The organism is Paramagnetospirillum magneticum AMB-1 (assembly GCF_000009985.1).
GTDB lineage: Bacteria > Pseudomonadota > Alphaproteobacteria > Rhodospirillales > Magnetospirillaceae > Phaeospirillum > Phaeospirillum magneticum.
On sequence record NC_007626.1, the window covers coordinates 1,660,255 to 1,685,922 of the forward strand.

Annotated in this window: 25 protein-coding genes and 1 pseudogene; 17 read left to right on the plus strand and 9 right to left on the minus strand. The window is 66.3% G+C overall.

Going from position 1 to position 25,668, the window contains the following annotated elements; translation table 11 throughout:
- Nucleotides 1-31: 31 nt before the first annotated feature.
- The 3 genes from AMB_RS07725 to AMB_RS07735 are packed head-to-tail and all read left to right on the plus strand — an operon-like array spanning nt 32 to nt 2,186.
- A complete protein-coding gene (locus AMB_RS07725; protein WP_011383939.1) occupies nt 32-898 on the plus strand; it encodes a universal stress protein in 867 nt (288 codons plus the stop codon).
- A complete protein-coding gene (locus tag AMB_RS07730; protein ID WP_011383940.1) occupies nt 889-1,605 on the plus strand; it encodes an NUDIX hydrolase in 717 nt (238 codons plus the stop codon). The genes AMB_RS07725 and AMB_RS07730 overlap by 10 nt, the downstream gene beginning before the upstream one ends.
- Nucleotides 1,602-2,186: a histidine phosphatase family protein gene (locus AMB_RS07735; protein WP_011383941.1), complete on the plus strand. Its 585-nt coding sequence runs from the start codon at nt 1,602-1,604 to the stop codon at nt 2,184-2,186. Before AMB_RS07730 ends, AMB_RS07735 begins: the two co-directional genes overlap by 4 nt.
- On the opposite strand, the gene AMB_RS07740 is transcribed toward AMB_RS07735, so the two are convergent.
- Together AMB_RS07740 and AMB_RS07745 are read right to left on the minus strand one after the other, a co-directional pair.
- On the minus strand, nt 2,170-2,727 hold the full coding sequence (locus AMB_RS07740) for a demethoxyubiquinone hydroxylase family protein (protein WP_011383942.1): 558 nt from the start codon (nt 2,725-2,727) through the stop codon (nt 2,170-2,172). The two genes, AMB_RS07735 and AMB_RS07740, sit on opposite strands and share 17 nt — an antisense overlap.
- A complete protein-coding gene (locus AMB_RS07745) occupies nt 2,724-3,203 on the minus strand; it encodes a disulfide bond formation protein B (RefSeq protein WP_011383943.1) in 480 nt (159 codons plus the stop codon). The genes AMB_RS07740 and AMB_RS07745 overlap by 4 nt, the downstream gene beginning before the upstream one ends.
- A 113-nt stretch (nt 3,204-3,316) precedes the next feature.
- On the opposite strand from AMB_RS07745, the gene AMB_RS07750 reads away from it, so the two are divergent.
- Nucleotides 3,317-4,246, plus strand: coding sequence for an ArgK/MeaB family GTPase (locus AMB_RS07750; protein WP_011383944.1), 930 nt, complete (start codon nt 3,317-3,319; stop codon nt 4,244-4,246).
- 85 nt (nt 4,247-4,331) lie between these two features.
- Complete coding sequence (locus AMB_RS07755; RefSeq protein WP_043743791.1) at nt 4,332-5,651, plus strand: diguanylate cyclase domain-containing protein; 1,320 nt, start codon at nt 4,332-4,334, stop codon at nt 5,649-5,651.
- A 6-nt stretch (nt 5,652-5,657) separates the two neighbouring features.
- Here AMB_RS07755 and AMB_RS07760 read toward each other — a convergent pair whose 3' ends face one another.
- Nucleotides 5,658-5,990 (minus strand): DUF1476 domain-containing protein, encoded by a 333-nt coding sequence (locus tag AMB_RS07760; protein ID WP_011383946.1) that lies wholly within the window; start codon nt 5,988-5,990, stop codon nt 5,658-5,660.
- 110 nt (nt 5,991-6,100) lie between these two features.
- Here AMB_RS07760 and AMB_RS07765 point away from each other — a divergent pair, with 110 nt between their 5' ends.
- The 7 genes from AMB_RS07765 to AMB_RS07795 all read left to right on the plus strand — a co-directional run bounded on the left by AMB_RS07765 (nt 6,101) and on the right by AMB_RS07795 (nt 13,450).
- A complete protein-coding gene (locus tag AMB_RS07765) occupies nt 6,101-6,865 on the plus strand; it encodes an NRDE family protein (RefSeq protein WP_011383947.1) in 765 nt (254 codons plus the stop codon).
- A 109-nt stretch (nt 6,866-6,974) separates the two neighbouring features.
- Nucleotides 6,975-8,990 (plus strand): methyl-accepting chemotaxis protein, encoded by a 2,016-nt coding sequence (locus AMB_RS07770; RefSeq protein ID WP_011383948.1) that lies wholly within the window; start codon nt 6,975-6,977, stop codon nt 8,988-8,990.
- A gap of 168 nt (nt 8,991-9,158) precedes the next feature.
- Entirely contained in the window at nt 9,159-9,923 is a 765-nt protein-coding gene (gene purC / locus AMB_RS07775) for a phosphoribosylaminoimidazolesuccinocarboxamide synthase (protein ID WP_011383949.1), read from the plus strand.
- A gap of 63 nt (nt 9,924-9,986) precedes the next feature.
- Nucleotides 9,987-10,229 carry a phosphoribosylformylglycinamidine synthase subunit PurS gene (gene purS / locus AMB_RS07780; RefSeq protein WP_043743794.1) on the plus strand — a complete coding sequence of 81 codons (243 nt, stop codon included), beginning with the start codon at nt 9,987-9,989 and terminating at the stop codon, nt 10,227-10,229.
- 713 nt (nt 10,230-10,942) lie between these two features.
- Nucleotides 10,943-11,140, plus strand: a complete 198-nt coding sequence (locus AMB_RS07785; protein WP_043743797.1) for a hypothetical protein — start codon at nt 10,943-10,945, stop codon at nt 11,138-11,140.
- 279 nt (nt 11,141-11,419) lie between these two features.
- Nucleotides 11,420-12,160 (plus strand): hypothetical protein, encoded by a 741-nt coding sequence (locus tag AMB_RS07790; RefSeq protein WP_011383952.1) that lies wholly within the window; start codon nt 11,420-11,422, stop codon nt 12,158-12,160.
- A 57-nt stretch (nt 12,161-12,217) separates the two neighbouring features.
- Complete coding sequence (locus AMB_RS07795; protein WP_148207336.1) at nt 12,218-13,450, plus strand: 3'-5' exonuclease; 1,233 nt, start codon at nt 12,218-12,220, stop codon at nt 13,448-13,450.
- Between the two features lie 139 nt (nt 13,451-13,589).
- Here AMB_RS07795 and AMB_RS07800 read toward each other — a convergent pair whose 3' ends face one another.
- A complete protein-coding gene (locus AMB_RS07800) occupies nt 13,590-15,029 on the minus strand; it encodes a DUF294 nucleotidyltransferase-like domain-containing protein (RefSeq protein ID WP_043743799.1) in 1,440 nt (479 codons plus the stop codon).
- A gap of 263 nt (nt 15,030-15,292) precedes the next feature.
- Nucleotides 15,293-15,661, minus strand: a complete 369-nt coding sequence (locus AMB_RS26370) for a hypothetical protein (protein ID WP_231849104.1) — start codon at nt 15,659-15,661, stop codon at nt 15,293-15,295.
- On the opposite strand from AMB_RS26370, the gene AMB_RS07810 reads away from it, so the two are divergent.
- Both AMB_RS07810 and AMB_RS07815 read left to right on the plus strand, forming a co-directional pair.
- Nucleotides 15,579-15,863, plus strand: a complete 285-nt coding sequence (locus AMB_RS07810) for a DUF485 domain-containing protein (protein WP_043746307.1) — start codon at nt 15,579-15,581, stop codon at nt 15,861-15,863. The genes AMB_RS26370 and AMB_RS07810 overlap by 83 nt on opposite strands.
- Entirely contained in the window at nt 15,863-17,548 is a 1,686-nt protein-coding gene (locus tag AMB_RS07815) for a cation acetate symporter (protein ID WP_011383956.1), read from the plus strand. Before AMB_RS07810 ends, AMB_RS07815 begins: the two co-directional genes overlap by 1 nt.
- A 261-nt stretch (nt 17,549-17,809) precedes the next feature.
- Here the strand turns inward: AMB_RS07815 and AMB_RS07820 are convergent, their stop codons facing one another.
- Nucleotides 17,810-18,595, minus strand: coding sequence for an undecaprenyl-diphosphate phosphatase (locus AMB_RS07820; protein ID WP_011383957.1), 786 nt, complete (start codon nt 18,593-18,595; stop codon nt 17,810-17,812).
- A 168-nt stretch (nt 18,596-18,763) separates the two neighbouring features.
- Here AMB_RS07820 and AMB_RS07825 point away from each other — a divergent pair, with 168 nt between their 5' ends.
- On the plus strand, nt 18,764-19,168 hold the full coding sequence (locus AMB_RS07825; RefSeq protein WP_011383959.1) for a bacteriohemerythrin: 405 nt from the start codon (nt 18,764-18,766) through the stop codon (nt 19,166-19,168).
- A 125-nt stretch (nt 19,169-19,293) separates the two neighbouring features.
- Here the strand turns inward: AMB_RS07825 and AMB_RS07830 are convergent, their stop codons facing one another.
- The 3 genes from AMB_RS07830 to AMB_RS07840 all read right to left on the minus strand — a co-directional run bounded on the left by AMB_RS07830 (nt 19,294) and on the right by AMB_RS07840 (nt 23,105).
- On the minus strand, nt 19,294-20,244 hold the full coding sequence (locus AMB_RS07830) for an NADP-dependent oxidoreductase (RefSeq protein WP_043743809.1): 951 nt from the start codon (nt 20,242-20,244) through the stop codon (nt 19,294-19,296).
- 140 nt (nt 20,245-20,384) lie between these two features.
- Nucleotides 20,385-21,887: an AMP-binding protein gene (locus tag AMB_RS07835; protein WP_011383961.1), complete on the minus strand. Its 1,503-nt coding sequence runs from the start codon at nt 21,885-21,887 to the stop codon at nt 20,385-20,387.
- Nucleotides 21,888-21,950: 63 nt separating this feature from the next.
- Nucleotides 21,951-23,105 carry an ABC transporter substrate-binding protein gene (locus AMB_RS07840; RefSeq protein ID WP_011383962.1) on the minus strand — a complete coding sequence of 385 codons (1,155 nt, stop codon included), beginning with the start codon at nt 23,103-23,105 and terminating at the stop codon, nt 21,951-21,953.
- A gap of 174 nt (nt 23,106-23,279) precedes the next feature.
- Between AMB_RS07840 and AMB_RS07845 the strand changes: the two genes are divergently transcribed.
- Together AMB_RS07845 and pyk are read left to right on the plus strand one after the other, a co-directional pair.
- Nucleotides 23,280-23,990, plus strand: coding sequence for a FadR/GntR family transcriptional regulator (locus tag AMB_RS07845; protein WP_043743813.1), 711 nt, complete (start codon nt 23,280-23,282; stop codon nt 23,988-23,990).
- Nucleotides 23,991-24,204: 214 nt separating this feature from the next.
- Nucleotides 24,205-25,663, plus strand: a pseudogene (gene pyk, locus AMB_RS07850) (pyruvate kinase).
- Nucleotides 25,664-25,668: the final 5 nt, after the last annotated feature.

Genomic DNA, 25,668 nt, shown 5'->3' on the forward strand with positions numbered 1-25,668 from the left:
ATATGCCAATGTCGTGACAAGGAGAGCCGTCATGTCCGCCTTCAAGTCCATTCTGGTCCCGGTCGAGGACGAGATGTCCGCCGCCATTCCGCTGGACACCGCCCTGCGTCTGGCCGGGCGCTTTTCCGCCCATGTGACCGCCCTGCACGTGCGTGCCGATCCCACCAATGCGGTGCCGCTGGTGGGGGAAGGCATGTCGGGAGCCATGGTCGAGGAGATGATCGGCATCGCCGAGACTCAGGGCGCCCAGCGGGCCAAGCTGGCCCGCGCCGCCTTCGATACGGCCTTGGCCCGCAACGGCGCGCCTCTGGCCGATGCCCCGCCGGTCGAAGGCCTGTCGGCCGAATGGATCGAAGTGGTCGGGCGCGAGGAGGACGTGATCACCTGGCGCGGCCGGGTGTCGGATCTGGTGGTCTTCGGCCATCCCGGCGGCGAGGCCGAGGTGTCCTCCCTGATCACCCTGAACACGGCGTTGATGGCCTGCGGCCGTCCGCTGCTGCTGTGCCCCGCCGAGCCGGCGCCGCTGCCCGGGTCCAACGTGTGCATCGCCTGGAACGGCAGCGCCGAGGCGGCCCGCGCCGTGGGCTTCGCCATGCCGTTCCTGAAGGGCGCGGCCTCGGTGACCATCCTGACCGTGGCCGAGCATGCGGGCGGTCCCGCTCCCGCCGGGGATCTGGAGACCTATCTGGCCTGGAACGGCATTGCCGCCGGCACCACCGTCATCCAGGCGCCATCCTCCCATGCGGGCGAGGAACTGGTGCGGCAAACCCGCAAGGTCGGGGCCGACCTGCTGGTGATGGGCGCCTATACCCATTCGCGCCTGCGTCAGCTGATCCTGGGTGGCGTGACCCGCCACGTGATTTCCCACGCGCCGCTGCATGTGTTGATGTGCCATTGACGGAGGGGAAGTCGTCGACGCGGCGGGCCGATTACCGCCGCTATCGCGAACTGGTGGCGACGCGGCCGGAACTGTTCGACCGCCCCCAGGGGGGAATCAGCATCCTGCTGGACGAGGCGGATATCGCCGCCGCGTCGGAGGTCGTGGCCAAGCGCAACCAAAGCCGGGGCCTTCCCGCCGCCGCGTCGTCGGTGGGCGTGCTGGTCGAGGACGCCTATATCCTGATGCTGCGTGACGCCGTGCGCTTTCCCGACGGCTCGCTGGGGACCCATAACCGGGTAATCTATCCTAACGGTGCCCGGGGTGTTGGCGTCCTGCCGCTGCTGGATGGGCAGATCGTCCTGTTGAAGGTGTACCGCCATGCCATCGGCCGCTCCTTGCTGGAAATTCCGCGTGGTTCGGTGGAAGTCGGGGACAGCCTGGAGGATACGGTGCTGCGCGAGATCGCCGAGGAGACCGGCGGTGCCGTGATCGGGACGGCCCATCTGGGGCATTCCTTTTGCGACACCTCGCTGTCCAATGGAGGACTGGACTATTTTCTGGCCGAATTGTCCGGGGTGGGAGAGCCGCAATTGTCCGAGGGTATCGTCGATATCGTCCAGGTGACGCCCGCCCGCTTCGCCGAGATGGTGATGGCGGGTGAAATCAAGGACATCCACGCCGTTAATGCGTTCAGTCTCGCCCGGCTGCGGGGGCTGCTGCCATGACCGTCTTCCTGGTCCGTCACGGCCAGTCTGAGGGCAATCGCGATCTGGTGTTCTCGGGACTCAGCGACCATCCGCTGACCGAACTGGGGCGCGCCCAGGCGGCCGAGGCCGGGTGGTCGCTGCGGGGGCTGAACTTCGCCCACGTTCTGACCTCGCGCCTGTCGCGGGCGGTGGCGACCTGTGACCTGCTGCTGGCGGCTGCCGGCTCGGAGGTGGGACGCCGCCGGGCCCTGGAGCAACTGAACGAGCGGAATTTCGGCGTGTTCGAGGGCGTTGCCGACGATCCTGCGACACTGGCCGCCGATCCGCTTCGCGGCCGGGTCGCCTCGGACGTGGCCTATCGACCCGAGGGTGGGGAGTCCATGCTGGACTGCCTGGAGAGGGCCGTGGCCTGCTTCGAGGGCGATATTCTGCCCCTGGCGGCGGATGGTCACGTGCTGGTGGTGTCCCACGGCAACGTGGTGCGCTCGCTGGCGCTGCACCATCTGGGCTGGCCGGTGGAGATGTTGCCCGAAATGCCGTCGCGCAACTGCCTGATCACCCGCATCGAACCGGCGGGCTGGGTCAGATCCGCTCGCTGAGCCAGATGGCCAGGCGGCAGCCGCCCTTGATGGCCGAGGACAGCAGGGGATAGGCCGGGGCCTGCTCGGCGCCGTGGGCCAAGCCGATGTCGCGGTGTTCGATCTCGTCCTCGCGGAACTTGCGGATGGTGTCCTTCAGCGCCGCTTCGTCCTCGCCCAGTTGTTCCGCCTGCCGGGCGTAATGCTCGTCGATGGTCTCCTCCACCGCCACGGTGCAGGCCATGGCGGCCTTTTCGCCCAGCAAGGCGGTGCCGGCCCCCAGGGCGAAGCCGGCCAGATGCCACAGCGGCGACAGCACGGTGGGGCGGGTGCGGCGCTCGCCGATCAGGTGGCTGAAGGTATCGAGATGCTCCTGCTCCTGCTCGGCCATGCGCTTGAGCAGGGGGGCGGTGGGGCCGCCCTTGCGGCCGAGGATGGCCCGCTGCCCCTGGTAGATGCGCACGGCGCCCAGCTCTCCCGCCTGATTGACCCGCAGGAAGCGGTCGATCAGGCCGGCATGGTCGAGGTCGCCGGGAATGGCGTCGTCGCCGGTCTTTCTCATGCGGAGCCCTCCGAACGCCGTGCCGCCCACAGCACCGCAAGGCCGAACAGGGCCGAGAACGGCACGTTGAGGGCGGCCATGGTGATGCCGTGGAACGACCAGGCCGGGGTGTCGCACTGGGCTTCCGCCGGCTTGTTCATCTCGGCCAGCAGATCGGCCACGGCGATCTCGCCCCCCTGGTTGCCGGAGCATACCGCCGAGGCCCACCAATGCTGTTCGACCCCCACGTGATAGACCGCGATGCCGCCGTTGATCAGCAGCAGCAGACCGGCGATGCGCAGCAGCAGGGCGGCGGGCGCTCCGTCCCTCAGGGCCGCGGCGGCCAGCAGGGCGGCCAGGACGAACGGCACCCGCTGGATCAGGCAGAGATTGCAGGGGCGCAGGCCGAACCCATACTGGGCGACCAGGGCGAAGGCCAGGGCGGCGAGGCAGATGCCGGCGACCGAAAGGGCGATGGGGCGAAGCGCGGTATTCATCGCACCGCACTATAATGGCCACGCCGACGCTTGACCACCCTTACCCGTGCCGCACACAATCGCCGCCGCTTCTGGCGAAAGGACCCCCGCCGCTTCTGGCGAAAGGACCCATTGTGACCCTTGACCAAATCAGGGCTGGCGGCAAGGCCGCCCTGGCCCGCGCCCTGGCCGAACTGGAACGTTTTCCCGATGCCCCCGCCACCGTGGCCCTGCTGGACCGCGCCTATGCCGAGCCGCGCGCCCATGTGGTGGGCATGACCGGGCCGCCCGGCGTGGGTAAGTCCACCCTGATGAACGCCCTGATCGGCGCGTGGCGCACCTCGGGGCGGACGGTGGGCTGCATCGCCGTGGACCCGTCGTCGCGGCGCTCGGGCGGGGCTCTGCTGGGCGACCGCACCCGGCTGACCACCGATCCCGAGGACCAGGGCATCTTCGTGCGCTCTATGGCGGCTCGCGACCGCCTGGGCGGTCTGGCCGGGCTGACCGTCTCGGCCATGGTGCTGATGCGGGCGCTGTTCGACGTGGTGCTGATCGAGACGGTAGGCGTCGGGCAAAGCGAGACCGACGTGGTGGGGGTTGCCGATACCGTGCTGTTCTGCGTCCAGCCGGGCTCGGGCGATTCGCTGCAATTCATGAAGGCGGGCATCGCCGAGATCCCCCATGTGGTGGTGGTGACCAAGGCCGACATGGGGGCCGCGGCGGTACGAGCACGGGCCGACGTGCTGGGCGCCCTGGGCCTGGGCGGCGGCGGCGACCACGATGGCTGGGAAAGTCCGGTCCTGATGGTGTCGTCGGCCCGGCGCGAGGGGGTGGAGGGTCTTGTCTCGGCCATCGATGGCCATGCCGCCTGGCTGGGCGAGGCCGGTCGCCTGGCTGCCGCCCGCCATGCCCAGGCCGAGGCCTGGCTGGAGGAGGCGGTGCGCGAGCGCTATGGCCGCGAGGGGGTGCGCCGCGCCGGGGATCTGTCCCTCGGCCTTGGGGAATCACCCTTCGCCCGGCTGTCCGTATTGTCCGCAAGTCTCGGATTTGACTCTAAAGGTTGATTAAAAACGCCGGGTCGCTTCGCAGATGTTGACAACCCCCCACCATTCGACCGACGATCTCTCGACTATTGTCGTAGGGGGAAACGTGCCCTCGTCCGCCGCTGCCGCCCAGGCAGGAAACACCGCCGTGGATCGCGAGCTGCTGGAGCTCGTGTCGGCGCTTGTCTGCATTTTGCGCCAGGGCGAGGTGGTCTTTATCAACCAGGCCGGGGTCAAGGTTCTGGGGCTGGCCTCCCAGGCGGATGCGCTGGGCATGGCCTTTGTCGAATTCGTGGAATCCGACTACCGCTTCCTGGTGGATGCCGGCTGGGAATTGCTGGCCGAGGAAGAGTTCCTGCCGCTCAAGCTGATGCGCCGCGACGGCTCGCTGTTCGAGGCGGAAATCCGTGTCCGCGTGATTCCCGGCCCCGAGGAGCAGTTCCTGCTCGAAGCCCGCGACATCTCGAAATTCGTCAAGTCGGCCGAGGCGCTGCGCGAGCGCGAGGAGCGGCTGCAGGGCGTGCTGGCCTCGGTGGCCGAAGGCATCATCACCGTCGACGAGCGCGGCCTGATCGAAAGCGCCAATCCGGCGGCCGAGCGCATGTTCGGCCATGGCAAGGGCAAGCTGGTCGGCCAGCATATCGGCGTGCTGATGGGGCCAGAGCAGCGCGAACATCACCAGGAGATGTTCGGCCAGTATCTGTCCGGCTCGGCCAAGCTGATGGGGCGTTCGGTCGAGAGCATGGGCTATCGCGCCGATGGCGGCCGCTTTCCCATGGAGATCTCGGTCAGCGAGCTGCGCTATGGCAAGGGGCGCCTGTTCACCGGCATTCTGCGCGACATCTCCGAGCGCAAGGAGAACGAGGAGCGGATCAAGCGCCTGGCCCATCACGATACCCTGACCGGCCTGCCCAACCGCAATCTGCTCAACGACCGCATCAGCCACGCTTTGGCCCGCGTGCGGCGCCACGGCGGGCGCATGGCGGTGCTTTACGTGGACCTGGACAAGTTCAAGCCCATCAACGACACCCTGGGTCACGAGGCTGGCGATGCCGTCCTCAAGGAAGTGGCGCGGCGGCTGGATAATTGCGTGCGCAGCTCCGACACCGTGTCGCGGGTCGGCGGCGACGAGTTCGTGGTGGTGGTCGAAGAGATCGGCCGCCCCGGCGAGGCCGCCATGGTGGCGCGCAAGATCATCGAGGCCCTGGGCACGCCGGTTCCCTACGAGGACCATTCCTGTCTGGTGGGAGCCTCCATCGGCATCGCGGTGTTCCCCGATGACGGCAATACCATGGAAGAGGTCAGCAAGGCCGCCGACGTGGCCATGTACCGGGTCAAGAATTCCGGCCGCAACGGCTATTGCTTCTACTCGGATTCCATGCCGGTCGATGACATTGACCTGGCCGAGCTTCCGGCCGGCGCCTGAAGCCCGTCAGGACTGCTTCATTTCGGCCACGATCTGCTCGCGCGCCACTTCCAGCAGCACCGCCATCTGGTGACGGATGGCGGTTTCATCCATGGCGATGCCGGCGTCGAGAAGATCGCGCGCCACCTTGTGCCCCGCATCATGGTCCGTGGCGCTGAACTCCACATCCACCACCGACAGGGCATAGCTCTTGGCGGCGTCGCCGGAGAGTCCCATCTGCTCGGCGGCCCAGAGCCCCAGAAGCTTGTCGCGGCGGATGACGGCCTTGAATTCCTGTTCCTGGTCCAGCCGGAACTTGGCCTCGAAGGCTTTCTCGCGATTTTCGAAGGCGGTGGTCATGGCACGCCGAGTTCCATATCCTTTGTGACGATAGGCGCGTCCCGGACAAAGCGGCAGACGCACGCCGTGTTATAACGGGCGGACGCGCCGCTAGAAACGGAATTTTGCGCATGTGCACCCTGGTCCTGCTTCGCCGCCCCGGCCATTCCTGGCCGCTGATCGTCGCCGCCAACCGCGACGAGATGAGCAACCGGCCGTGGCAGCCGCCCGGACGCTGGTGGGATGACCGTCCCGAGGTGGTGGCCGGGCTCGACCAGTTGGCCGGCGGCACCTGGCTGGGCGTCAACGATACCGGAGTGGTGGCGGCCATCCTCAACCGCATCGGCACGCTGGGGCCGGCGCCGGGCAAGCGTTCCCGCGGGGAACTGGTGCTGGAGGCCCTGGACCATGCCGATGCCGCCGACGCGGCCGAGGCCTTGGCCGATCTGGATGGGGACGCCTACCGCCCCTTCAACATGGTGGTGGCCGACAACCGCGACGCCTTCTGGGTGCGGGCCGACGGCCGGCGGGTGCAGGTCCATCCCATCGCCCCCGGCCTGCACATGCTGAGCGCCCTAGATCTGGACGACCGGGCCAGCCCGCGCATCGCCGCCTATCTCGACCGCTTTGCCCAAGCGGCGGCGCCCGCCCCCGATCCGACCCATCCCGATGGCGGCGAGTGGTCGGCCTGGTCGGACCTGATGGCCGATACCGGCGGGTGTGGTCCCGATGGCGAGGAGACGCCCGCCATGTGCTTTCTCCGGCCTGACGGCTTCGGCACGGTCTCGGCCTCGCTCATCGCCCTGCCGGCGCCGTCGGAAACGGAGGTCGGGCGGGTCTGGCGCTTTGCCGCCGGACGCCCGGATCTGGCGGAATACCGCCCTGTGGAGGGGTGATGCAGTGAGCGCTCTGCCAGATGCTATATGCATTTCATATATATGTATTGCTACCGATATGCCGAAGTAACTATGATCCGGCGGTTTTTCCTCCCTGCCGGTGAGTCTCATGTCGTTGCGTAGCCTGATTCTGTTCGGATTTGCCGTCTGTCTGGCCATCACGGCCGCCCTGGCCGGCACGGCCATCGTCACCATCGGCAATCAGGCCGCTCCGTTGGAAACCATCGAGACCAAGGCCGACGGGACCGCCAATCTCGGCATTCCCTTGCTGCTGGCTCTCAAGGATCTGCGCTACGACGTGGTGCAGGTGCAGCAGTTTCTGACCGATGTTTCCGCCACCGGCAACCGCGAGGGGTTCGGCGAAGCCGAGGAATACGCCCAGCGCTTCGCCAGCGATCTGGCCCAGGCCCGCGACCTGAGCGGCCGGCTGGGGCTGGCCGAACTCAGCGCCACCCTGGGTCAGCTTCCCGGGCTGTTCGATGCCTATTACGCCTCGGGCCGTCAGATGGCCGAGGCCTACGTCTCCGGCGGGCAGGAGGCGGGCAACGTCAAGATGGAGGCCTTCGACGCCACGGCCAAAGCCCTGGCCGAGCGCATGGAGGAGGCCGGAACCAAGGTCAACGACTACGCCTGGGCGGGCATGGGCGAGTTGCTGGAACAGACCCATTCGGTGCGTGCCGCCAACGATTCCCTCAAATCCACCCTGATGATCACCTGCGCCCTGGGGGTGCTGGTCAACCTTCTGGTCGCCCTGGCGATCGGCGCCTATGCCACCGGGCTGTTCCGCCGCCTGGGCACCGACATCGCCGTCGTGATGGAGGAGCGTGAGGCTGCACCACATCTGTCGGCCGACCGGCACGACGAGTTCGGCCCCATCGCCCGCGCCCTGGCCCTGTTCCGCGAGCGGAGCGCCGAGGTCAAGGCCCTGCAGGCCCGGCGGCAATCGGCGGAGGCGGCGGCCGAGGCAGAGCGCCGGGCCGCCCTGCTGTCCATGGCCGACACGGTGGAGATCGAGACGGCCTCGGCGGTGGAGAACGTGGCGTCGGAAGGCGACCGGGTCAGCCACTCCGCCTCCGCCATGGCTCAGTCCGCCCAATCGGTGGGCGAGTTGTCCCAGGCGGTGGCGGCGGCGGCCGAGCAGGCGCTGAGCAATGCGCAGACCGTGGCCGGGGCCTCGGAGGAACTGTCGGCGTCCATTCAGGAGATCGCCCGCCAGGTCGCCCAGTCCAATGCCGCCGTGGAGCGGGTGGTGAGTCAGGCCAACGAGACGTCATCCATCGTCGACTCCCTGACCGGGGCCATGGACAAGATCGGCGATGTGGCCAGCATGATCGCCGAAGTGGCCAACCACACCAATCTTCTGGCGCTGAACGCCACCATCGAGGCGGCGCGGGCGGGCGATGCGGGCAAGGGCTTTGCCGTGGTGGCCAATGAGGTCAAGAATCTCGCCAACCAGACATCGAAGTCCACCGAGGAGATTTCCCGCCAGGTCGGGACTCTCCAGGGGGTCGGGCGGGAGGTGGCGGCCAGTATCAGCCAGATGATCGACACCGTCCACGAGGTGGAGGGCATGGCATCGTCCATCGCCGCCGCCGTGCGCCAGCAGGATTGCGCCACCCGCGAGATCGCCCGCAACGTGGTGGAGACCAGCGCCGCCGCCAAGGAGGTGTCCGAGCATATCGCCACCGTCGCCGCCGAGGCCTCGTCCACCGGCCAGCGGGCTTCGGAAGTGCAGGACCTGCTCCATCACATGGCCGGGCGGATCCGTGAATTGCGCCAGTCCGTCAACGCGGCGGTGCGCTCGGCCACGCCCGAGGTCAATCGCCGCCGCAATCCCCGGGTGGAAATCGGCCAGATCGCCACCGTCGAGTTGGGGGATCACAATATCGAGGCCGAACTGGTCGACCTTTCCCTGTGTGGCGGGCGTCTGGCGGCGGTTCCGGAAGACATCAAGGGAACCGGCGGCAGCCTTCGGGTTCAGGGGCTGGGGGCCAAGGTGCCCTTCCATGTGGTCGAGATGGGTGACGGCTCGGCCCGCCTGCGGTTTGCCGAGGCTGGGGCTCCGTCCGGCGAGCTGTCGCGGTTCATCGCCGAGCGGGCGCGCCAGGTCCGCGGCGCGGCCTAAGCCGGCTCCGCTACGTTTCGTTTCGTTGTTTCCCGCATCCGAGCCTGCTATACCAAGCTCGAAGCACAGGTGGCGGTTCCGTCCGCCGCCTCTTCGCGTCCGCGCGTTTCCTCCATCAGACCTCCGTGGAGGGATGTGCCGCGGGCGCCATTGATTTGGATTTCTTCCATGGCAAGACGTAGACAGATTTACGAGGGCAAGGCCAAGGTCCTGTTCGAAGGTCCCGAGCCGGGCACCCTGGTGCAGTACTTCAAGGATGATGCCACCGCGTTCAACAACAAGAAGCGCGGCACCATCACCGGCAAGGGGGTCTTGAACAACCGTATTTCCGAATACCTGATGCTTCGCCTGGGCGAGATCGGGATTCCCACCCATTTCGTCCGCCGCCTGAACATGCGCGAGCAGCTGGTGCGCGAGGTAGAGATCATTCCGCTGGAGGTGGTGGTGCGCAACGTGGCCGCCGGTTCGCTGGCCCAGCGCTTCGGCCTGTCCGAGGGGACGCCGTTGCCCCGCTGCATCGTGGAATGGTACTTCAAGTCCGACGCCCTGGATGATCCCATGGTCTCGGAAGAGCACATCACCGCCTTTGGCTGGGCCACCACCCAGGACCTGGACGAGATGATGTCGCTGGCCCTGCGCATCAACGACTTCCTGTGCGGGCTGTTTCTGGGCGTCGGCATCCGCCTGGTGGATTTCAAGATCGAGTTCGGCCGCCTTTACAACGGCGACGACATGCAGATCGTGCTGGCCGACGAGATCAGCCCCGATTCCTGCCGCTTGTGGGATCTGCGCACCGGCGACAAGATGGACAAGGATCGCTTCCGCCGCGATCTCGGCGGGGTGGAGGAGGCCTATCAGGAAGTGGCGCGCCGTCTGGGCATTCTGCCCGAGGGCGGTCCCCGCGATCTCAAGGGCCCGGCCCTGATGCAGTAGGGGCGGGGGACCTGCCTGCCCTTGACCACTGGTAACAACGTATCAAGAAACGGAAAGACCGACGTGAAAGCCAAAGTCCACATCACCCTCAAGAACGGCGTTCTCGATCCCCAGGGCAAGGCGGTGCAGCACGCGCTGGGCTCGCTGGGCTTCGGCGGCGTCAATGACGTGCGCCAGGGCAAGTACATCGAGCTGGACCTGGCCGAGACCGACAAGGCCAAGGCCAAGGATGCGGTCGAGCAGATGTGCAAGGGCCTGCTGGCCAACACCGTGATCGAGAACTACTCCATCGAACTGGTGGATTGAGACCAACGTGGCGGTGCGGCGGCTCATCATCGGCGTTGTGCTCGGCCTGGCGGCGGCTTCGGCTTGGCCCGCTCTGGCCGAGGACCCCGCGGTCCGGACCCAGCCCCTGAAGACCAGCCTGTTCAGTGACATCGTCGACGGAGTCGGCGATGTGCTGGGCGTACTGGTCGGGCCGCCCATCTCCAGCCCGTCTTCCGGTCTCAACCTGCCCGGCGGTGCCGCCGACCCGGCGGTTTCGGCCCCCGCGCCTGCCAAGGTGGCGACTCCGCCCGTGGCCGCGCCGCCGCCCGTGTCGCCACCGGCGGTGACGGTGGCGCCGCCTGCGGTTCCCGTGCCCAAGGCCCCGCCTCAGCCGGCGGTGAAAGCCGTCTCGGCGCCTCCGGTGCCTCCGCCTCCGCCAAAGCCTCCCGCTGTCGTTCCTGCGGCCGTTCCGGTTCCGCCGCCGCCTAAGCCTGTGGTGGCGACGCCCGCCGCGGCTCCGGTTGCGGCCGCGCCGCCTCCTCCGCCGGTGGCCGCCGCGCCTCCGGCCCCGGCCTGCGCCGCGCGGGTGGCGGCGACCGCGACCTGGAGCAGATGCGCCGTCTGCCCAAGTGCCCCTGACCCTCTTTCTTATTTCCGCCACAAACCCGTCTCAAGGCGGCCATCAAGCTTTGCCATGATGCTCTCCATGGCCGCCGCCGCTTCCGGAAGCCCGGCATTCGTGGAGAAAGAGGATGTCCTACCCCCTGTTCGACAGCGGCTATACCCTGTGGGCCGCCGACCTGGAGACCCGGCTGAAAGACCAGTTGGGGGCTTCGGCGCGCAGCCTGGGCATCGATCCCCGCCTGCTGCTGCAAAGCTATTATTCCGGCTATACCGTGGCCGCCGCCCTGGCGCTGATCGCCACCCGCTATCCGGCCGCGGGAATCTGATACCAATCTGCGTTGAGTGAAACTCATCGCTGGTTGGTTAGGCCCAAGGGGCCGCGCGCCTTACGGCGCGGGAGGCAAGGGCGCACAGCGCCCGCCCGCCGCCTGAGGGCGTTGCGGTGATCGGTTCCGATCACCGCAACTTGGTATGATTCCGGCCTCCTCGCGCCACCTTTCGTCATTTTGCGTCCCGGGAATTCATATCCGGGGTTGACGCGGCCCCTCGGGCACGGCGTCATATTGCAAAAGACAAAGATAGAAAACGGTTGAGGAGGCGCATCAGTGGCGGTCAAGTGGCGTGGCCCGTTTCCGTGGCTCGCGGCGGCGTTTGCCGCCGATGTGGGGGTAACCGTCGCGGCGGGCTATTTCCTGTCTCAAGGTGTCGTGGACCGGGAGGAGTTGACCGCCCTGGTGATGGTGTCGCTGGCCGGCGCCACTGTCCTGTTCGCCGTTTCCTGGAAGGCGATCGAGTTTCTGGTGGTCCGCTCCATCAAGAAGATGGCCGCCGAGGTCCGGGCCATCGCCTATGGATCCGGCGGGCGCGATCGCGTCGACCCCGAGCGCTATTTCATGATCGCGCCGCTGCCCGAGGCGGTGAACGAAGTCTGTTCGCGCATGGTCAAGGCGCGCGCCGAACTGGCCGAGGGGCTGTCCTCGGCCACCCGCAAGTCCGAAGAGAACTCCAACCGCCTGGCGGCCATCCTCAACGATCTGCATGAGGGCGTGGTGGTGTGCAACCAGCGTCATCAGATGGTGCTGTACAACCAGGTGGCCTTCGACATGCTGCGCGAGACGGCGGAACTGGGGCTGGGCCGTTCGCTGTTCGAGACCATCGCCCGCGAGCCGGTGATGCATATGATGGACATCCTGGGCAATCGCGGCGGCGCGGCGGAGAACGGACTGCCCTTCCTGGCCGGCACCACCGACGAGCGCATGCTGCTGCAGGGCCGCATGACCCTGATCCGCAACGACGAAGGGGCGATGACCGGCTATGTGGTCACCCTGGTGGATGCCGGGCCGTAACTGGCTGCGCTGGCGGGTCGCGAGGCTCTGCTGCGCGAGGTGGCCGAGGACGTGGAGATGCCTCTTCGCCGCATGCTGCTGGCGGCGGGGGACCCTCACACCATCCGCCACGAATGCGCCGTGATTTCCGATGCCATCAAGCGGGTGACCAAGGGCTATCACGCCATGCTGGCCGGGTGGTGGCCCATGGCCGACATCAATTCCACCGAGCTGCTGTCCTTTGTCGCCTCCCGCCTGGGCGAGGGGATGGGCGCCACCGTGGTGGGCCTGCCGGTCTGGCTGCACGGCGATTCCCATTCCCTGGTGATGGCCATCGAATCCCTGATCTGGCGCGTGGCCGACCGCAGCGGCGCCACCCAGTTCGACCTGTCCGGCGGTAGCGACGATCACGGCGTCTGGGTGGAGTTCGCCTGGGAGGGCGAGGTGGTCGAGCAGGCCCAGCTCGACCGCTGGCTGGCTCAGTCCCTGGTGGCCCTGGGCGGCATGACCGTCAAGGACGTGTTGGAGCATCATGCCGGCACCGATCTGATCCGGGACCGCCGCGAAGGCGGCGGCGCCCTGCGTATTCCCATGCGCAAGGGGGTGGAGCAGCACGGGCACGGCCGTCAGGTTCTGCCCGGCCGCCCCGAATTCTACGACATGACCCTGCTGGAGCAGTCGCGCGATACCGGCGCCATGGGGGCGCAGCCGCTCAAATCCCTGACCTTCGTGGTTTTCGATACCGAGACCACCGGGCTGCATCCGTCCCAGGGCGATCAGATCGTCTCCATCGCCGGCGTGCGCATCGTCAACGGCCGCATCCTGTCGGGGGAAAGCTTCAACCGCATCGTCAATCCCGGCCGACCCATTCCGGCGGAATCCATCCGCTATCACGGCATCACCGACGACATGGTGGTGGACAAGCCGCCCGCCGGCGTGGTGCTGCCCCAGTTCCGCTCCTATGTGGCCGATGCGGTGCTGGTCGCCCACAACGCCGCCTTCGACCTGAAGTTCCTGCGCATGCGGGAAAAGGACATGGGCATCCGTTTCGACATTCCGGTGCTCGACACCATGATCCTGTCCAATTTCCTGGACGGGCCGGACGCCGGGCATTCCCTCGACGATATCTGCGACCGCTACGGCATCGAGATCACCGATCGCCATACGGCGCTGGGCGATGCCATGGTCACGGCGGCGGTGCTGCTGCGCCAGATCGAGGCGCTGGAGGGACGGGGGATCCAGACCCTTGATCAGGCGGTCAAGACCCTGGATATCGCCATGATCCTGCACGAGCGGCAGAGAGTGCTGTAAACGCCATCGGGCTGCCGCCCGAACCCGCCCGGGGCCAATGCCCCGGACCCCATTTTGATTCATAAATAAAAGGGAGGTCTGGAGGGATCGCCTCCAGCCAGGGCCCATCTTACCGAGAACGGGGGGCGGGAGCCCCGTTCTAGCCCCCCACGCCGCAGACGAATTTCAGGGTCTTGATGCGGCGGAACGCCCATTTCAGGCGATTGCGGGTGCGCTTGTCGAAGCGCTTGGGGTCGATCTTGGCCGAGGCAGGAATCTGCTGGGCGATGTCGGCCAGTTGCTGTTCCAGCATGACGCGCAGCACGATTTCCCGCACCTCGACGAAGTCGCGCAGGTCATCCTCGTGCAGCACGCCGGATTCCTTCAGCGCGGCGAAGCGCTCGTCGGTGCCGGTGACCTGGATATGGGCGCGGATGGCCCGCATGCGCGCCGCGCTGACCAGGGGCAGCAGGCCGAACTTCTTGGCGTTCAGGCGGCCCTGCTTGGTGACGAAATTGCCGAACAGGCCGATGGAGCCGTCCATGCCCGCCACGTTCTGGGCAAGATAGCGCAGGAAGAACGCCGATTGCGCCGCCTTCTCCATGGCCATGTGGCGCAGTTCCTCGGCCAGGGCGCGATCGCCCCACACCGGCTGGAAGTCGAAGAAGATGTCGCAATACATGACGGTCTGGTTCTCGACCGAGAACACCCAGCCATGGACTTCGTCGCGCCATTCTTCCAGGCTCTTGCGCCACTTGGACTCGCGGGCCATGACGTTGCCGTCGCAAAACGGAATGCCGGCCTTGTTCAGGGTCTCGTTGAGGCGCTTGCCCAGTTCGGCGAACCAGGGATCGTCGGCGGGCTTGCCGTCATGGACGATGGCGTTGTCCTGATCGAAGGCCAGCAGGCTCTCGCCGCGGCCGCCCGACCCCAGGATCAGCACGGCATAGCGGGCGGGGGCGGGACCCCAACCGTCGTCCAGCAGCGATTGCTCGGCCAGTTCGGACGCCCGCGCCGTCAGGTCGCGCAGCACCAGGGCGATGACCGAGGCGATGTTGCGCGCCGTCACCCCCTCGCCCAGCAGGCTCTTGGCCAGCTTGGGCAGGTTGGTCATCACCGCCTTCATCTCGTCGGGATTGCTGGCGCTTTCCGCCGAGTCGCCCAGCACCAGCGCCTCGGTGGCGCGGACCTTGAGCAAGGCGCGGCCGGTGATCATGCCCAGCGGGCGGTTGTCCTCGTCGACCACCACCAGATGGCGTAGGCCCAACCGCGTCATGCGCGCCAGGGCCACATAGACATAGGCCTCGGCCGAGACGGTGGCCACCGGCTTGGTCATGGTCTGGTCCAGGGTCTGTTCCAGACCGGCCGGGCCGTTGGTGGACAGGATGCGCAGCAGGTCCCGCTCGGTGAAGATGCCGAGCGTCCGGCCCTCGGCATCGATGCCGACGATGGACGACACCCGCGCCTCATACATGCGGTGCACGGCATCGTGCAGGGTCACGGAAGCCAGCGCGGTCAGCACCGGTGCGCTCATCACCTCGCGAAGGCGGTGGCGATAGGGAAAACTGTCGATTCTGGCAAGGGCGGCAATGTCATTCATGGCGCGTGTACGATAGTGGCGGAGTTGGAAAATTCAACCTATTTCAGCCCGGAAACCGGCCTGTGGGGAAAAGTCTAAATGTGCGGCACAATTCTTTCCGAGAACACGATAGGGTGTTTACTCTAGGTGGGCTGGCCCGTATCGCCCGACGGCGGCGGGGGCTTCAAATGACGATTTTTGTAATCTAAACAGAAACTGAAAGGGAATTTGCCGTTGTCTTCAGAAGAGTGTGAAAATGCTCGAAACGAATACCTGATTGCCTCTTAGAATAACCTATCGAATAAATCAGGTGCTTTTCGTTGGTGTTGACGGCAAAGGACGCGGATGTTAATGAGGATCGTCGCCTCAGGCAAGCTGCGGGCGTATGACGCGTACGCATAGGTGCCATCAAGCGCCTGCACGCTAAAAATTGCTAAATCCGGCAACAAGACCGGGAGCTGAAAACAACTATCGCCGAACCCGTTCCGGGGGGCGGCGATGACAAAGTGGAGGGTCAAAGTGAGCTCACATAACGCACCTTCGGCCGCGAATCTCGCGAGCGCCGAACACATTCGGAACAATCCGAAGTTTCGGGAACTTGTTGCCAAGCGCAACGCCTTCGCATGGACGCTGTCGGCGATCATGCTGATCATCTATTTCGGCTTCATCCTGATCATCGCCTTCAACAAGGCCTGGCTGGGCACCCTGCTGACCAGCACGGGCGTGATGACCATTGGTTTCCCCATCGGCGTCGGCGTCATCCTGTCGGCCATCGCGCTGACCGGCATCTACGTCTATCGCGCCAATGGCGAGTTCGACGAAATGAACCGCCAGATCATCGAGGAATCCCGCTGATGAAGACGACCAAGACCGCAATCGCGTCCGCGCTCGCCTTCGGCGGCACGGCGCTCCTGGCCTCTGCCGCCCTGGCGGCCGGCGCCGACATGGGTGGGGCTGAAAAGCAGGCCACCAACTGGCACGCCATCATCATGTTCGTGATCTTCGTGGGCGCGACCCTCGGCATCACCTACTGGGCGGCCGGACGCACCAAGACCGCCGCCGACTTCTACGCCGCCGGCGGTGGCATCACCGGTTTCCAGAATGGCCTGGCCATCGCGGGCGACTACATGTCGGCCGCGTCGTTTCTGGGCATTTCCGCCCTGGTCTACGGCTCGGGCTATGACGGCCTGATCTTCTCGGTGGGCTGGCTGGTCGGCTGGCCGATCATCCTGTTCCTGATCGCCGAGCGTCTGCGCAACCTGGGCAAGTACACCTTCGCCGACGTGTGCGGCTACCGCCTGGCCCGCACGCCGATCCGCACCTTCGCGGCCACCGGTTCGTTGATCGTCGTGATCTTCTATCTGATCGGCCAGATGGTCGGTGCCGGCCAGCTGATCAAGCTGCTGTTCGGCATGGACTACGTCTACGCCGTGATGATCGTCGGCGCGCTGATGATGGTCTACGTCACCTTCGGCGGCATGGTTGCCACCACCTGGGTGCAGATCATCAAGGCCTGCCTGCTGCTGGGTGGCGCGACCTTCATCGCCTTCGGCGTGATGAGCCAGTTCGGCTTCTCGTTCGAGAAGCTGTTCGTCAAGGCCATCGAAGTGCATCCCAAGAAGGTGGCGATCATGGCGCCGGGCGCCCTGGTCACCAATCCGGTGGACGCCATCTCGCTGGGCATGGCGCTGATGTTCGGCACCGCCGGTCTGCCCCATATCCTCATGCGCTTCTTTACCGTTCCCGATGCGCGTGAAGCCCGCAAGTCGGTGTTCTATGCTACCGGTTTCATCGGCTACTTCTACATCCTGACCTTCATCATTGGTTTTGGCGCCATCACCATGGTGGCCACCAATCCGGAATACCTGACCAAGGGCCTCGGCTCCCTGGACCTGAAGGGCGGCAACAACATGGCCGCGGTGTGGCTGGCCCACGCCATCGGTGGCAACCTGTTCCTCGGCTTCATCTCGGCCGTGGCCTTCGCCACCATCCTGGCGGTGGTGTCGGGCCTGACCCTGGCGGGCGCGTCGGCGATTTCGCACGACCTGTACGCCAGCGTCATCATGCACGGCCAGGCCACTGAAGGTAAGGAAGTGACCGTCTCCAAGATCGCCTCCATCTGCCTCGGCGTCATCGCCGTGCTGCTGGGTCTGGTCTTCGAGAAGCAGAACGTGGCGTTCATCGTGGCGCTCACCTTCTCGGTCGCGGCTTCGGCCAACTTCCCGGTGCTGGTGCTGTCCATGTTCTGGGGCGGCCTGACCACCCGTGGCGCCGTGCTCGGCGGCATGATCGGCCTGCTGATGTCGGTGATCATGGTGGTTCTGTCCAAGGCGGTGTGGGTGCAGAGCTTCGGCTTCAAGGCCGAGATCTTCCCGTTCGCCTATCCGGCCCTGTTCTCGGTGCCGGCGGCCTTCTTCTTCTCCTGGCTGTTCTCCATCATGGACAACAGCCCGTCGGCTCAGGCTGAACGCGCCGCTTACGAAGCCCAGTCCATCCGGTCCGAGACCGGCCTGGGTGCCGAAGGCGCCGCCAGCCACTAAGGCTGTCCGAGAAAATAAAGGTCTACACTGGGCCGCCGGTTTTCCGGCGGCCCTTTTCTTTGGTCATCGGGCGAGAGCGTGACATGGCCTGACGGCGGGGCTCCCGCCCCGGTCCCCGGTTGGAGGAGACCTCCAAACTACCCTTTGTTTTATGCGTGGAAAAGATAAGGGGGGACCGGGGTTCTCCCCGGATGGGTTTTGGGCGATAGCCCAAGAGGGTGACGGCGGGCCGTCCGACGCCGGGGTCGGACGGCCGCTTCCTCAGCGCATCAGGATCAGAACCGCCATCAACGAGCCGAAGGCGATCCGGTACCAGGCGAAGGGGGCGAAGCCGTGGCGGCCGACAAAGCCGATGAAGCCCTTGACCACCACCAGGGCGGACAGGAAGGCCGCGACGAAGCCCAGAGCGATCAGGCCGGCGCCGTCGAAGGACAGGGTGGCCCAGTTCTTATACAGGGAATAGGCCGAAGCGCCGCACATGGTGGGGATGGCCAGGAAGAACGAAAACTCGGCGGCGGCCCGGCGGTCGAGGCCCAGCAGCATGGAGCCCATGATGGTGGCGCCGGCCCGGGACACGCCGGGCACCATGGCCAGGACCTGGCAGAATCCGACACCCAGGGCCAAAGCGGGGGACATGTCCTCGATATCGTGGATACGGGCTCTTTTCACCAGACGCTCGATGACCAGGATGGCGACGCCGCCCACCACCAGGGCGATGGCGGCGACCAGCGGCGATTCCAGCATCTGCTTGATGTACTTGTACAACGTGGCCCCGATCACCGCCGCCGGCAGGAACGCCACCATGACGTTGCGGGCGAAGGCGAAGGAGCGCGGCTGGGTGATGGTGGTCGCCACGCCCCACAGGCGCTGGCGGAACACCACGCAGACTGCCAGGATGGCGCCCAACTGGACGACGATCTCGTAGGTCTTGCCGGGTGGTCCCTCGAATCCGAGCATGTCGCCGATCAGCATCAGATGGGCGGTGCTGGAGATGGGCAGGAATTCGGTCAGGCCCTCGACGACACCGAGGAGCAGGGCTTCAAGCATGGCAAGCATGGAGGATCCAATCGGGGTTGCGGTCGGGCCGGATCATGGGCGGGGAGGCCGGTTTTCGCAACCGGTAAACGGGGGACGGCAGAGACACTTGCCGCCGGACCCGACTTGACCTAAGACTCGTCGGGCGAGGCGATTCCGTTTGGAAAAAGGGCGAGGCTGATGTCTCTGATCGAGTGGGACCCGTCGTTCAGTGTCGGTTCGGCCCGCATGGACGCCGACCATCAGAAGCTGATTTCCCTGCTCAACCGGCTGTATGACGCCTGGCACGGCGGGGAAAGTATCGCCGAACTGGGCTGGCTGTTCGACGAGTTGCTGGCCTATGCCGACACCCATTTCGCCGCCGAGGAAATGGCGCTCAAGTCGCGTAATTACCCCCGTCTGGAAAAGCAGCAGGAGGATCACCTCCGGCTCAAGGAATCGGTGATGGCCTTTCGCGACCGTCATCTGGCGGGCGAGATGCCCGACGCCCTGACCACCGAGATGACCGCCTTCCTCAAGGCCTGGCTGCTGGAGCACATCCTGGGCGAGGACATGCAGTATCGCAGCTACTTCAAGGGCGAGTGATACCGCAGACTTGCGTTGTCATCCCGAACGCAGTGAGGGATCTCGTCCTGGCGCGGCTATTCCCAACCGGCACCAATGCTCCAGGCGGAGATCCCTCGCCTGTGCTCGGGATGACATGAGGCGTTTCAGCCGATAGTCAACACGATCTTGCCGCGCACATGCCCGGTGCGCGACAGGTCCAGCGCTTGCGCCGCGCGGGACAGGGGCATCTCGACGATCTCGGGGATTCTGAGAATTCCCTGCTCGGCCAAGCCGGCCAGGCGCCGCAGATGGCCGCCATCGGGTTTGACGAAGACGTATTTGCAGCGAATCCCCAGGCGCTCGGCCAGATCCTTGTCGGTCTTGTCGGTGATGGAGACCAGGATGCCGCCCGGCTTCACCACCTCGTAGGAGCGGGTCAGCACCTCGCCGCCCACCGTGCCGAACGCCATGTCCACGCCGTCCGGGACCAGGGCTCGGGTGGCGGCGACGAAGTCGGTGGCCGAGTAGTCGATGACGTGGTCGGCCCCCAGAGAGCGGACATAGTCGTGATTGCCGGCTTTGGCGGTGGCGATCACCGTGGCGCCCACCCATTTGGCGATGGGAATGGCAAAGCCGCCTACGCCGCCCGCTCCGGCATGGATCAGCACGCTCTGGCCCGGACGCAGGCCCGCCACCTCCAGCAGGGATTGCCAGGCGGTCAGCGCGGCCAGCGGTACGGTGCAGGCCTGGGCAAAGGTGAAGCCGGCCGGCATGGGCGCCACGCCGTAGGCGCTCATCACCACGTATTCGGCGTAGGTGCCCCATTGGATCTCGGGCTTGCGGCAGTAGGACCACACCCGCTCGCCCAGGGACAGGCCGGTCACCCCGTCGCCCAGCGCGGCGACGGTGCCGGCGGCGTCCCAGCCGGGGATCAGCGGGAACTTGCAGGGAAACAGGCGCGCCAGCCCGCCTTCGCGGATCTTCCAGTCCACCGGATTGACCCCGGCGGCATGGATTCGGATCAGTACCTCGCCCGGACCGGGAGCGGGCGTCTCGATCTCGGCCAGGCGCATCACCTCGGAACCGCCGAATTGATCGCAGAGGATGGCTTTCATGGCGAGCACTCCGTCTTGTCGGGCTATCGCCCGAACCCATCCGGGGCGATGCCCCGGACCCCCTTTATACCCATAAATCAAAGAGAGGTCCGGAGGCATCGCCTCCGGCCGGGGTTACGGGGCGGGAGCCCCGTATCGTCTCAGGCCCCCGCCTCTCTCAGCTTGAACCGCTGCACCTTGCCGGTGGCGGTGCGGGGGATGGTTTCCAGGAAGCGGACATTGCGCGGGCATTTGTAGATGGCCAGCTTGGAGCGCAGGGTCTCGACGATGCGGGTTTCCAGGAGGGGCTCGTGCTCGCCCGCCTCGGCCACGGCGTAGAGCACCAGACGCACCAGCCCGTCCTCGTTGGGAATGCCCACCGCCACGGCATCGGCGACGCCGGGCACCATCAGGGCGGCTTCCTCCACCTCGGACGGGCTGACCCACTGGCCGGAGACCTTGATCATGTCGTCGGAGCGCCCCTGGGGGCTCCACCAGCCCTCGGCATCGAAGCTGAAGACGTCGCCGGTCTTCCACCAGCCGTCCTTCAGCACCCGCTGGGTGACGTCGGGGCGGTTGTGGTAGCGGCGGAACAGGGAATCCATGCGCACCCACAAATCGCCGGGGGTATCGGGCGCGGCGATGACTTCGCCCGATGGCGAGCGCAACTGTGCCTCGGCCCAAGGCAGGGGACGGCCGCAGGCGCCGGGCTTCATGGCCGTCGGCGTGCTGGCGATGAATAGGAACAGGGCCTCGGTGGCGCCGATGCCTTCGAGCATCAGGCCGCCGGTTTCCTCCATCCAGCGGCGGCACAGATCGGCCGGCAGGTTCTCGCCCGCCGAGACCCAGGTGCGGACCTCGCGGAAGGCTGGGGACGACCCCACGCCGTCCTTCAGCATGATGCGGTAGAGCGAGGGGACCGACAGGACCAGCTTGGGCCGGGTGCGGGCGATGACCTCGGCGGCGGCCGTCGCATCGGGCCAGCCGCGATGCAGCACCAGGGTGCCGCCGCAGCGCAATGCCCCGATCAGGCAATGGCCCAGGGGATAGGCGAAGAACAGCTTGGAGGTGGAAAAGATGCGGTCGCCGGGCAAAAGGCCGAGATTCTCCCGCACATGGCGCTCGCCCAAGGGAATGGAGCCATGGACATGCACGGCGCCCTTGGGCTGGCCGGTGGTGCCGGACGTGTACATCCACAGGGCCATGTCCTCCGGCCCCATGTCGGCCGAGACCAACTGGTCGGACGCGCCTTCCAGGAAGGCGTCCAGTTCATCGGTGGTTACCATGCGGGCCGAGGCGTGGGCCAGGGCCAGGGATTCGGCGGCCAGATCCTTCAGGGCGGTCTCGGCCAGCAGCAGCGGCGCGCCGCTGTCGCCCAGCGCATGGGACAGGTCCTTGGGCGACAGGCGGGTATTGAGAGCCACCGCCACCAACCCGGCCTTCATGGCGCCCAGATAGGCGGCCACCAGTTCGGGGCCATCGTCGAGCAGCAGCAGGACGGGCTGCTGGCGCTGGACGCCGGCGGCCAGCATGGCGTTGCCGAAACGGCAAGCCAGCCGGTTCAACTGGTCGTAGGTCAGGGTCTGCTCGCCGCAGATGATGGCAAGGCTCTCCCCGCGACCCGAGCCGAGGCTGGGGCCGAGAATTTCGTCGGCAGCATTCATGGGGTCAAATCCTGAAGGTGGCGGGCCGCCGTCGTGGGCGACCCGCCTGTTTCACGCGGAAGATCAGTCGGCGATGACCCAATCGCCGTTCTTGATGTCGACCATGTGGAAGGCGTCGAGGCCCAGGCCCATGTGGTCGGTGGGGGAATAGGTGAAGATGCCGGTGGTGGCGACGAAGCCCTTGGTCTGCTCGATGGCGTCGCGGACCTTGGCCTTGTCGGTGGTGCCGGCCCGCTTGAAGGCGTCCATGGCCATCATCAGGGCGTCAAGGCCGTGACCGGGCAGGGGGCCGGCTTCCAGCGGCTTGTTCTTCTCCTCGTATTCCTTCTTGAAGGCCATGGTCACCGCCTTCTGCGGATCGTTGGCCGGTAGCTGTTCGGCCACCGCCTGGGCACCCGCCGGCAGGCGCATGCCGTCGGCGGCGGTGCCGACCAGACGCAGGAACTCCTTGGAGGCCACGCCGTGGGACTGATAGGTGGGCAGGTTCAGGCCCATCTGCCGCAGATTCTTGGTCACCACGGCCGGGCCGGTGCCGGTTCCGAAGATGAACAGGGCCTGGACGCCCGCAGTGCCGCGGATCTTGGTCAGCTGCGGGGTGACGTCGGGATCCTTGGGCGAGTAGACCTCGTCGATCAGGATCTCGATGCCGTGCTGGGGGGCCAGCTTGACGGTCTGGTCGTGACCGGACTTGCCGAAGCCGACATTCTCGGACAGCAGGGCGATCTTGGTCAGGCCGCGCTTCTTCAGGTCCACCAGAACCTTCTCGGCGGCCAGCCGGTCCGATTGCGGGAACTTGAAGGTCCACTTGCGCACCGGGTCGCCGATGGCGGTGCCGCCGCCCAGGGACAGATAGGGCACCTCGGCGCGTTCGATCAGACCCAGCACCGCCATGGAGGTGGGCGTGCCCGACCCGCCGATGATGAGGTCGACCTTGTCGTTGTCGATCAGGCGCTTGACGAAGGTGGCGGCCTTTTCCGGCTCGGACCCGTCGTCATAGATGACGGCTTCCACCTTGCGGCCCAGCACGCCGCCCTGGGCGTTGATCTTCTCGATCATGTAGTCGAAGGTGCGCTTCTGGGGGTCGCCCATGGGCGACATCTGTCCGGTGACGGACAGGAACATGCCGATCTTGATGGGGTCGGCCGCCAGAGCGGAGGCCGCGTAGCCAAGACCCGACATCACCGCCAGGGCAGCCCCGGCCGTACGTTTCCAATTCATGAAGTTCCTCCCACTTCGTATGATTTATCCAGGCTTATCACTTCTTATTTTGTCGGTATTGTAGTACCGAATTGCTTAAAAGCGAAGTCCCAAAAAGTGCGCCGCCACGGCTTGACGCCGTCTTGTGCTGGGCGCACCATCGGGAGCATAGCAAAGAAATGGGGGGCGTGGACCATGAACTCCAAGCCCAAGGCCGGCAACGGCGCACGCGTATCGGATCAGGTCGCAGACCGGATTCTGGCCCGCATCGCTTCGGGAGAATGGGGGCCGGGCCACCGCCTTCCCGGCGAGCGGCAACTGGCCGAAGAAATGGGCGTCAGTCGCGTCTCCATTCGGGCCGCGCTGCAATCCCTGAAGACCCAGGGGCTGCTGGATGCGGTCCAAGGCGGCGGCACCAGGGTGATCGCCAGCTCGGCCGCCATGGATCCCGGCATCCTGGAACTGGTTCGGGTCAGCCGCGACAATCTGCATGATCTGGCGGAGATCCGGGCGATTCTCGAGGCCTGGGCGGTGGGCCGCGCGGCGCGGAACCGCAGCGAGGCCGATCTGGCCGAGCTGTCCCGCATCATGGAGGCCACCGAAGCCGATATTTCCGGCGGGGCCCATAAAAGCGAGAACGACGTCTGCTTTCACCTGGCCATCGCCAAGGCTGCGGGGTCGGGAATCTATCTCCATATCATGGCGGTGATCCGCGGCATCCTGCACCAGATGGTCGACTACCACCGCTATGAGCTGTTCCCGTCGCGCGAGGACGACAAGATCATCCTGGGTCAGCACCGGGCCATCTTCGACGCCATCAAGGCCCGGGACCCGGCGGCGGCCGAGGAGGCCATGCGCGCCCATCTGGGTTTCGTCCTGGCCCGCTACTCCCGCCAGCCGTCATAATTATACCAACGGCCGAAAAGGCTGACGCCTTGTCGGCCCCTCATTCATGGCTCCCGCCGCATAAGCGGCGCGGCCGCATTCGCGGCCGTCCAGCGGTCGAATATGTCGACGGCTGGTATTACGGCAATCCGTCACCAGATTGAGACATGGGCGAGGTTGCCGCCCGTGGAGCCTCTGCTATGCTTGGGGCCGGGAAGACGTTAAGGGGTACCCCATGCGACGCGCACGCAAAGCGAAGATCATTGCCACTCTCGGTCCGGCCAGTTCCACGCCCGAAGCCATCGAGAGCCTTTTCATGGCGGGTGCCGACGTCTTCCGTCTGAATTTCAGCCACGGCAGCCACGACGACCACAAGCTCCGCATCTTCACCATCCGCGAGTTGGAGAAGAAGGTGAAGCGGCCATCGCCATTCTGGCCGACCTGCAGGGCCCCAAGCTCCGCGTCGGCGATTTCGAAGGCGGCGCGCCCGGCTGGAGAGCGGGGCCGCCTTCCGCCTGGACATGGACGAGGCGCTGGGCACCGCCGCCCGCGCCCCGCTGCATCATCCCGAGGTGTTCGCGGCGCTGAAGCCCGGCAGCGAGCTGCTGATCGACGACGGCAAGCTGCGGCTGACCGTCGAATCCTGCGGCGCCGATTTCGCCGAGACCCGCGTGGTGGTGGGCGGCGAGATTTCCAATCACAAGGGCGTCAACGTCCCCAACGTCATGCTGCCCATCTCGCCCCTGACCGAGAAGGATCGCCGCGACCTGGAATTCGCCGTGGAGATGGGGGCCGACTGGATCGCCCTGTCCTTCGTCCAGCGGCCGTCGGACGTGCAGGAGGCCCGGCGGCTGATCGGCGCCTATGTGGGCTCACGCGTGCGCATCCTGTCCAAGCTGGAAAAGCCCTCGGCCATCGAGCATCTGGCGGCGATCATCGAATGGTCCGACGCCGTGATGGTGGCACGCGGCGATCTTGGCGTGGAATGCCCGCCCGAGACCGTGCCGATTCTGCAAAAGCGCATCATCAAGGCCTGTCGCCGGGCCGGCAAGCCGGTGGTGGTCGCCACCCAGATGCTGGATTCCATGGTTCACTCGCCGTCGCCCACCCGCGCCGAGGCCTCGGACGTGGCCACCGCCGTCTATGACGGCTCGGATGCGGTGATGCTGTCGGCGGAGACCGCCTCGGGCGAGTATCCCCTGGAGGCGGTCACCATGATGGACCGCATCATCCAGCAGGTGGAGCATGACAACAACTATCAGCTCATCACCGATGCCTCGCGCCTGGACCCCGAGCACACCACCCGCGACGCCATCAGCGCGGCGGCGCGGCAGGTGGCCCACACCCTGGGGGCGGCGGCCATCGTCACCTACACCTCGTCGGGTTCCACCACGCTACGTGCCGCCCGCGAGCGGCCCGAGCAGCCGATCCTGTCGGTGACCGCCGATATCGAGGTGGCCCGCCAGATGGCCCTGGTGTGGGGGGCGCACTCCATCATGGCCAAGGATGTGCGCAGCTTTACCGAGATGGTGACCAAGGCGGTGCATTTCGCCCAAAGCGAGGGCTTCGCCCGGGTCGGCGACCGGGTGGTGATCACCGCCGGCGTGCCCTTCGGCCATTCCGGCACCACCAACATCCTGCGCGTTGCCGAGGTGGAGGATCACGGTCACCACCACAAGCACGAATCGGATTAGGGTCC

What these genes read in the sequence shown, in the direction of transcription:
- AMB_RS07795 (WP_148207336.1), top strand. Translation starts at nt 12,218, where the DNA reads ATGCCTCTTCGCCGCATGCTGCTGGCGGCGGGGGACCCTCACACCATC.
- AMB_RS07765 (WP_011383947.1), top strand. Translation starts at nt 6,101, where the DNA reads ATGTGCACCCTGGTCCTGCTTCGCCGCCCCGGCCATTCCTGGCCGCTG.
- AMB_RS07845 (WP_043743813.1), top strand. Translation starts at nt 23,280, where the DNA reads ATGAACTCCAAGCCCAAGGCCGGCAACGGCGCACGCGTATCGGATCAG.
- AMB_RS07735 (WP_011383941.1), top strand. Translation starts at nt 1,602, where the DNA reads ATGACCGTCTTCCTGGTCCGTCACGGCCAGTCTGAGGGCAATCGCGAT.
- AMB_RS07830 (WP_043743809.1), bottom strand. Translation starts at nt 20,244, where the DNA reads ATGAAAGCCATCCTCTGCGATCAATTCGGCGGTTCCGAGGTGATGCGC.
- AMB_RS07785 (WP_043743797.1), top strand. Translation starts at nt 10,943, where the DNA reads ATGTCCTACCCCCTGTTCGACAGCGGCTATACCCTGTGGGCCGCCGAC.
- AMB_RS07820 (WP_011383957.1), bottom strand. Translation starts at nt 18,595, where the DNA reads ATGCTTGAAGCCCTGCTCCTCGGTGTCGTCGAGGGCCTGACCGAATTC.
- AMB_RS26370 (WP_231849104.1), bottom strand. Translation starts at nt 15,661, where the DNA reads ATGATCAGCATGATCGCCGACAGCGTCCATGCGAAGGCGTTGCGCTTG.
- AMB_RS07770 (WP_011383948.1), top strand. Translation starts at nt 6,975, where the DNA reads ATGTCGTTGCGTAGCCTGATTCTGTTCGGATTTGCCGTCTGTCTGGCC.
- AMB_RS07745 (WP_011383943.1), bottom strand. Translation starts at nt 3,203, where the DNA reads ATGAATACCGCGCTTCGCCCCATCGCCCTTTCGGTCGCCGGCATCTGC.
- AMB_RS07840 (WP_011383962.1), bottom strand. Translation starts at nt 23,105, where the DNA reads ATGAATTGGAAACGTACGGCCGGGGCTGCCCTGGCGGTGATGTCGGGT.
- AMB_RS07800 (WP_043743799.1), bottom strand. Translation starts at nt 15,029, where the DNA reads ATGAATGACATTGCCGCCCTTGCCAGAATCGACAGTTTTCCCTATCGC.
- purC (WP_011383949.1), top strand. Translation starts at nt 9,159, where the DNA reads ATGGCAAGACGTAGACAGATTTACGAGGGCAAGGCCAAGGTCCTGTTC.
- AMB_RS07760 (WP_011383946.1), bottom strand. Translation starts at nt 5,990, where the DNA reads ATGACCACCGCCTTCGAAAATCGCGAGAAAGCCTTCGAGGCCAAGTTC.
- AMB_RS07725 (WP_011383939.1), top strand. Translation starts at nt 32, where the DNA reads ATGTCCGCCTTCAAGTCCATTCTGGTCCCGGTCGAGGACGAGATGTCC.
- AMB_RS07815 (WP_011383956.1), top strand. Translation starts at nt 15,863, where the DNA reads ATGAAGACGACCAAGACCGCAATCGCGTCCGCGCTCGCCTTCGGCGGC.
- AMB_RS07740 (WP_011383942.1), bottom strand. Translation starts at nt 2,727, where the DNA reads ATGAGAAAGACCGGCGACGACGCCATTCCCGGCGACCTCGACCATGCC.
- AMB_RS07825 (WP_011383959.1), top strand. Translation starts at nt 18,764, where the DNA reads ATGTCTCTGATCGAGTGGGACCCGTCGTTCAGTGTCGGTTCGGCCCGC.
- AMB_RS07835 (WP_011383961.1), bottom strand. Translation starts at nt 21,887, where the DNA reads ATGAATGCTGCCGACGAAATTCTCGGCCCCAGCCTCGGCTCGGGTCGC.